Annotated in this window: 6 protein-coding genes; all 6 read right to left on the reverse strand. The window is 68.0% G+C overall.

What is annotated here, in order from left to right; translation table 11 throughout:
* Positions 1 to 7 precede the first annotated feature (7 nt).
* A complete protein-coding gene (locus AB4112_RS24305; RefSeq protein WP_309792406.1) occupies positions 8 to 880 on the reverse strand; it encodes an ABC transporter permease in 873 nt (290 codons plus the stop codon).
* Complete coding sequence (locus AB4112_RS24310; RefSeq protein ID WP_309792407.1) at positions 877 to 1,914, reverse strand: ABC transporter permease; 1,038 nt, start codon at positions 1,912 to 1,914, stop codon at positions 877 to 879. Before AB4112_RS24310 ends, AB4112_RS24305 begins: the two co-directional genes overlap by 4 nt.
* A gap of 72 nt (positions 1,915 to 1,986) precedes the next feature.
* Entirely contained in the window at positions 1,987 to 3,918 is a 1,932-nt protein-coding gene (locus AB4112_RS24315; RefSeq protein WP_309792408.1) for an ABC transporter substrate-binding protein, read from the reverse strand.
* A 170-nt stretch (positions 3,919 to 4,088) separates the two neighbouring features.
* Positions 4,089 to 5,015, reverse strand: coding sequence for an ABC transporter ATP-binding protein (locus AB4112_RS24320; protein WP_309792409.1), 927 nt, complete (start codon positions 5,013 to 5,015; stop codon positions 4,089 to 4,091).
* Positions 5,012 to 5,935, reverse strand: a complete 924-nt coding sequence (locus AB4112_RS24325) for an ABC transporter ATP-binding protein (protein ID WP_441723503.1) — start codon at positions 5,933 to 5,935, stop codon at positions 5,012 to 5,014. The genes AB4112_RS24320 and AB4112_RS24325 overlap by 4 nt, the downstream gene beginning before the upstream one ends.
* A 425-nt stretch (positions 5,936 to 6,360) precedes the next feature.
* A partial coding sequence (locus AB4112_RS24330; protein ID WP_441723504.1) for a hypothetical protein occupies positions 6,361 to 6,623 on the reverse strand: 263 nt, incomplete at its 5' end.

A 6,623-nucleotide genomic window follows, 5' to 3' on the forward strand; every position in this document is an offset into this window, starting at 1 on the left:
TCTCCTCTCAGGTCCGGAGGCGGGGGTCGAGGATGTCGCGCAGCGCGTCGCCCAGCAGGCTCCAGGACAGCACGAACAGGAAGATCGCGGCGCCGGGGAAGGCCAGCGTGTACCAATAGCGGAACGGGCTGTCGCCGCGACCGACGATCCAGTTGCGGGAATAGCTGATCAGCTGGCCCCAATCGGCGTAGCCCGGCTCGACCCCGACGCCGAGGAAGCTGAGGGCGGAGGCGGTCAGCACCATCGACCCCGTCATCATCGTGGCCAGCACCAGCACCGGGAAGAACGCGTTCGGCAGGATGTGCCGCAGCAGCAGCCGGATGTCGCGCGTGCCGTAGGACCGCGCGGCCTTGACGTAGTCCAGCTCCTTCACCCGCAGGATTTCGCTGCGGATGACCCGGGCGTAGTTCATCCAGCCGAAGGTGGTCAGCGCGATCGTCATCGGCCCGATGCCCTTGCCCAGCAGCGTGGTCAGCACCATCGCCGCGATCAGGAACGGCACGGCCAGGAAGACGTCGACGATGCGCATCAGCACCTCGTCCACCATGCCGCCGTAGAAGGCCGACACCGCCCCCACCAGCACGCCGATCAGGGTCGAGATCAGGACGACGCCGAGGCCGATCTTGAAGGCGGTGCGAGTGCCCCAGACCAGGCCGTAATAGATGTCGAACTGCCCCTCGGTGGTGCCCAGCAGGGCCCGGGCCGAGGGCGGCTGCGGCGTGGCGCGGAAGCCGCTGCGCGGGATCTCGTAGGGCGAGGACTGGTACGGCTCCGGCGGCGCGATCACCGGGGCCAGCGCGGCGACGACGACGAAGCCCACCAGGGCCAGGACGCCCAGCAGCGACAACGGGTTGCGCAGCAGATACGCGACGATCTTCATGCCAGCCTCACCCGCGGGTCCAACAAGGGGTACAGCAGGTCCACCACCAGGTTGAGGACCACCAGCACCAGCGCGAAATAGAGGGCGAAGCCCAGCACCGCCGGGAAGTCCAGGTTGGCGGCCGCGTTCGCGGCGAACTGGCCGATGCCGTGATAGTCGAAGATTGTCTCGGTGATGACGACGCCGCCCAGCATCGCCGCCACCTCCATCCCCGCGACGGTGACCACCGGCAGCAGGGCGTTGCGCCGGGCGTGCCGGTTCTGCACCACCCGCTCGCTGAGGCCCTTGGCGCGGGCGGTGCGGACATAGTCCTGGCGCAGCGATTCCAGCATCGAGGTGCGCATGATCCGCGTCATCGATGCCAGGTTGACGTAGCTGAGGGTCACCACCGGCAGGATCAGGTGGCGCAGCGCGTCCAGGAAGACCGGCCAGTCGCCGTTCAGCAGCGCGTCGACCGTGTTCAGCCCGGTCCAGCGCCGGAAGCCGTCGCCCCCGACCTCGATCAGCGCCCACTGGCTCAGCCGCCCCGGCGGGAACCAGCCGAGCGAGCCGTAGAACACCATCAGCATCAGGAGGCCGAAGACGAAGACCGGGAACGACCAGCCGAGCACGGTGAACAGGCGGATGCCGTGGTCGATTGGCCGGTTCAGGTGCACACCGGCCCGGCTGCCCAGCCAGATCGCGCCGAGGATGCCCGGCACGAAGGCGAAGATCACCAGCTCCAGCGTCGCCGGGAACAGCGAGACCAGCGCCTCGGCCACCGGCATCCGCGCCGTCTCCGACCAGCCGAGGTTGCCCTGCAGGATGTTGCCGATCCAGCGGCCGTACTGCAGGTGGAACGGGTCGTTCAGACCGTATTTCTCGATCAGCGCCGCGACCTGGGCCGCACCGCCCTTCAGCGCGTCGGGCCCGGGCACATAGGTCAGCATGCGCTGGGTCGGGGTCAGCATCATCTGCATCGCGAAGATCATCAGCGTCAGCGCGAAGAAGACGATCGGGATGAAGGACAGCCGTCGGATGGTGTAAGCCAGCATTGAAGGTCCCGGGCGGAAGGAATCATGCGCCGGGCGGGGACGCCGGCCTGGCGCCCCTGCCCGGCCCGGCGGCTACTGCTTTTCCTTCTTGGTGATGGGATAGAAGTCCCAGGCCCCGTAGACGATCATGTTGTTGACGTAGCCGTCGATCCAGTCGCGGGTGACGATGAAGCCGTACTCCTCCCACAGGAACTGGGTGGTGGCGTACTCGTAGCTCATGTCCTGAAGCTTGGCGTAGATCTTCTCCCGCTCCGCCGGATCCACCGTGGTCCACGCCTGCTTCAGGAGCGGGTCGAACTTCTCCCGCATCAGCTCCTGGTAGCCCTTGCCGCTCATCCCGGCCACCAGGCCGGTGCTGGCCAGGTAGTAGGTGGCGGCGCCCAGCGGCCCGCCCGGATCGGAATAGTCCGGCCCCCAGCCCATGTAGGCCATCGGCGCGCTGGGGTCGGCCCCGCCATAGATCTTGTCGGCGAAGGTGGCCGACTGCAGCTCCTGGATCTTCAGCTTGAACTTGGGGTTGATGCGAGCCAGGTTCTGCTGCAGCACCGACAGCGCCGCATGGGCCTCGGTCCGCCCCTGCGTCATGTAGGCGGTCATCTCGAAGCCGTTCTCCCAGAGCTGGCCGCCCCAGGCCTTCTTGAAATGCTCCGCCGCCTTGTCCGGGTCGAAGGTGTAGACCGGGCTGTCGGCGCGGTAGCCCATGATGCCGCGCACGGTGGGCCCGCGCAGCTGCACGGTCTTGCCGAGATGCACGTCGTCCAGCAGCAGCTGGTAGTCCTGGGCGTAGTTGAAGCCCTGCCGCACATCGATGTCGCTGAAGAAGTCCGGCGGGATGCCCTTGCCGTCCAGCTTGCCGCTGCCGATCGCCGGATTGTCCACGGCGCTGACCGGCCACATGTAGAACAGCGACCGGCCGAACACCTTGGGCAGCCCTTCGGTCACCTTGATGCCGGGCTTGGACCCCACCTCCTCCAGGAACTCGACCGGGGTGGTGACCACGTCGGCGTCGCCGGCCTCGAGCTGCAGCAGCCGGGTGGTCCATTCCGGCACCGAGCGCAGCACCACACGCTCCAGCGACGCCGGCCCCTGCCAGTAGCCGTTGAACCGCTTCATGGTGATCTTCTTCTGCGACCGGTCCCAGTCCTCGACCATGAAGGGGCCGCTGCCGTTCTCGACCGAAAACAGCTTGTCCGCGCCCATCTCGGGCTTGTGGAACGGCTTCCAGGTGGCGGCGCCGCCGTCCCAGTCGCCCTGGTCGCGCGCCCATTCGCGGTCGATCACCGAGGTGGCGAAGGGCAGCGCCATGATGCCGAGCGTGGCCGGGAACGGCGCGTCCAGCACCAGCACCAGCTTGTCGCCCTCGACCTTGATCTTCTGCGCCAGCGCGTCGTGCACCTTGGCCAGGCCGGCCTGGTCGACCTCGGCGAAGGTCTTCACCCCGGCCAGGTCGGTGGCCCAGGCCTCGATGTTCGGGTACTTGCCGGCGGTGATCATCTCGGTCACCGCATTGGCCATGAAGCTGTCGCCCTGCAGCACCGCGCGCATCAGCGAATACTGCACGTCCTCGGCGGTCAGCTCGCCATAGCCGGGGGCGATCGCCGCCTTCTCCTGGTCGGTCAGCTCGTCATAGGGTTTCCAGGCGATGGTGCCGTCCGCGCCCTTGACCCCGACCTTGTGGGTGTAGACGCCCTTGCGGATCGGGAAGGTGTAGCTGATCGACCCGTCCGCGCCGGACTTGATCAGCCCGTTCTCCAGCGACGGCACCTCGGTCGACAGGGCCGGCACGAATTCGGAGATCTCGCTGCCCTTGTAGTTCAGGAGCCGCATGTAGGTGTTGATCGACACGTAGGTGTTGGCGGTGTCCGCCATATAGGCCGGGTCCAGCGTGCGGATGTCGTCGGTCCACAGATAGACCAGGGTGCCGGGATTCTTCAGCTCGGCCTGCGCCGTGCCGGACAGGGCCAGCAAGGCGATGCCAAGGCTGGGGCCGATCCAACTCTTCATCGAGAAGCCTCCTGCTGATGGGCGTTGTTTGCCCTTATGGGGTCGCCTGGAACGGCGATCTGCCAGCAGTGTGTCTGAGGCCCGGCGAGAAGACCATACCCAATACGCCCAAATTTCCCCTTTCTGAAAATCCTTTAGCGTATTGGAATATAACCCCAGCTCATGGCCCGTCAGGCTTCCGCGCGCACAAAATGCCGGTCCGACACCTGCTGCATCGGCAGGAACACCGGCTGGAAGTCGGCGGGCCGCACCGCGCTGGGGATCTCGTCCGCCAGCAGCAGGCGGTTTTCCGGCCGCTCCCGCGGGTTGGCGACCGGGACCGAGGCCAGCAGCTTGCGGGTGTAGCTGTGCCGCGGGTTGCCGAAGACCTCGCGCCGGCTGCCGATCTCGACGATCTGGCCGAGATACATCACCGCCACGCGATGGGCCATCCGCTCCACCACCGCCATGTCGTGCGAGATGAACAGGACGGAAATCCCGGTTTCCGCCTGCAGGTCCATCAGCAGGTTGATGACCTGGGCCTGGATGGTGACGTCGAGCGAGGCCACGGCCTCGTCCGCGATCACCAGCTTCGGCCGGGTGCTCAGCGCGCGGGCGATGCAGATGCGCTGGCGCTGGCCGCCGGAGAAGGCGTGCGGGTGGCGCCGCGCATGCTCGGGCGTCAACCCCACCCGCTGCAGCAGCTCGGCGACCCGCGCCTGGACCTCGGCGCGCGACAGGCCGCCATGGACCCGCATCGGGTCGGCGATCGCCTGCCCCACGGTCATGCGGGGGTTGAGCGAGCTGAACGGGTCCTGGAACACCATCTGCACCTGGCGGCGCAGCGCCTGGATCTCGCGCGCCGGCTGCCCCAGCGTCTCCCGCCCCTCGAACCGGATCGAGCCGGAGACCGGCCGGTCCAGCTGCAGGATGCTGCGGCCGATGGTGGATTTGCCGCAGCCGCTTTCCCCCACCAGGGCCAGCGTCTCGCCCGGGAAGATCTCGAACGACACGTTCTCGACCGCATGGACGCGGCCCGTCACCTTGCCGAAGACGCCGGACCGCAGGTCGAAGCGGGTCGTCAGCTTCTCGACCGCCAGCACGGGGGCGCGGGTCATGCCGGCACCGCTTCGACGCCCTGGGCGCCGCGCGTCTCGACCAGGCCGGGATCATCGCGCAGCTCGACCAGCGGGAACCGCTCCGGCTCGTCCTTGTCGGCCATGCTGCCCAGGCGCGGCACCGCGGCCAGCAGCGAGCGGGTGTAGGCGTGCAGCGGCGTCTCGAACACCTCGTAGACCGTTCCGGTTTCCACGATCTCTCCCTTCAGCATGACGCAGATGCGGTCCGCCATCTCGGCCACCACGCCCATGTCGTGGGTGATGAACAGCACCGACATCCCGATCTCGCGCTGCAGCGCCCGCACCAGGTCCAGGATCTGGGCCTGGATGGTGACGTCCAGCGCCGTGGTGGGTTCGTCCAGGATCATCAGCGACGGGCGGCAGCACAGCGCCATGGCGATCATCACCCGCTGGCGCATGCCGCCGGACAGGTGGTGGGGATACTGGTCCAGCCGCTTCTCCGCCTCAGGCACCCGCACCAGCTTCAGCGCGTTCAGCGCGATGGTGCGCGCCTCCGCCGCGCTCTTGCCCTGGTGCCGCATGATCGCCTCGGCGATCTGGAAGCCGATGCTGAACACCGGGTTCAGGCTGGCCATCGGGTCCTGGAACACCATCGAGATGTCGGATCCCCGCACGCTCTGCATCCGCTTCTGCGGCAGACGGGCGAGGTCGACCACCTCTCCCCCCGCCAGGCGCATGCGGATCGACCCGCCGGCCAGCCGGGCGCCGTCATATTCGGCCAGCCGCATGATGGTCATCGCGGTGACCGACTTGCCGCTGCCCGATTCGCCGACCAGGGCCAGCGTCTCGCCCCGTCCGATATGGAACGATACGCCCTTCACGGCGCGCAGCGTCTGGCCCCCGCCCAGGGAGAACGAGACCTGGAGATTGTCGACCTCGAGCACGCGATCGTCGTTCATGGAGGCTCCGATGCTGGCGATCCGGGAGAGCGGGACCGCGATATGCCGGTCCGATCGATCGAAGAACGACGCCAGCCGACAATCTCCGCTGCCGGCCTGTCAACCAAAATGCATCCGACCTTCGGAACTGTTCCCCTCCGGCCCGGGTCGGCTCCTGCATTTTCTCCGCCCCGGCGGCCGGTTCGGCCGGGCGCCGGGGCGCCGGCCGTCCTCGGCAAAACGCCGATCCATGCAGGCCTGCCGGAAGGGCGCGGCCACTCATCCCGGAGGCGCAAGCGCCTTCGGCCTCTCCCATGATCCCCGGGTCAAGCCCGGGGGCGGGAAAGGCAAAACCATCCTCGTAGGTTGGGTTCGCGGCTCGCGAACCCAACACATTGCAGGCGGTGGAATGTTGGGTTCGCCCAACGCGAACCCAACCTACGCGCTCACCCCGTGTCCGGCGGCTTGCGTCTTTCGACACCGGCCGAGCCCGGTTCCGGCCGATCGTCCTCCACCGGCGGCAGGTCCATCTCCGCCAGGGACCGGTCCCCCTCCGCGACCCAGCGCTCCGCCTGCTCCGGCGGCAGCCCGAAGGTCGGGCAGATCAGGGCGACGGCCTCCGCCGCCGGGCGGGTCTCCGCGATCGCCATCAGCTCCGGCCGGTCCATCTGCCTGGTCATCTCGGCGAAGCGGCGCTCCCACTCGGCCG

It is taken from the genome of Inquilinus sp. 2KB_23, from assembly GCF_052115705.1.
Classification (GTDB): domain Bacteria; phylum Pseudomonadota; class Alphaproteobacteria; order DSM-16000; family Inquilinaceae; genus Inquilinus; species Inquilinus ginsengisoli_A.

Excerpts from the sequence above, each read along its gene's own strand:
- AB4112_RS24305 (WP_309792406.1), bottom strand. The coding sequence starts at position 880 with ATGAAGATCGTCGCGTATCTGCTGCGCAACCCGTTGTCGCTGCTGGGC.
- AB4112_RS24310 (WP_309792407.1), bottom strand. The coding sequence starts at position 1,914 with ATGCTGGCTTACACCATCCGACGGCTGTCCTTCATCCCGATCGTCTTC.
- AB4112_RS24315 (WP_309792408.1), bottom strand. The coding sequence starts at position 3,918 with ATGAAGAGTTGGATCGGCCCCAGCCTTGGCATCGCCTTGCTGGCCCTG.
- AB4112_RS24320 (WP_309792409.1), bottom strand. The coding sequence starts at position 5,015 with ATGACCCGCGCCCCCGTGCTGGCGGTCGAGAAGCTGACGACCCGCTTC.
- AB4112_RS24325 (WP_441723503.1), bottom strand. The coding sequence starts at position 5,935 with ATGAACGACGATCGCGTGCTCGAGGTCGACAATCTCCAGGTCTCGTTC.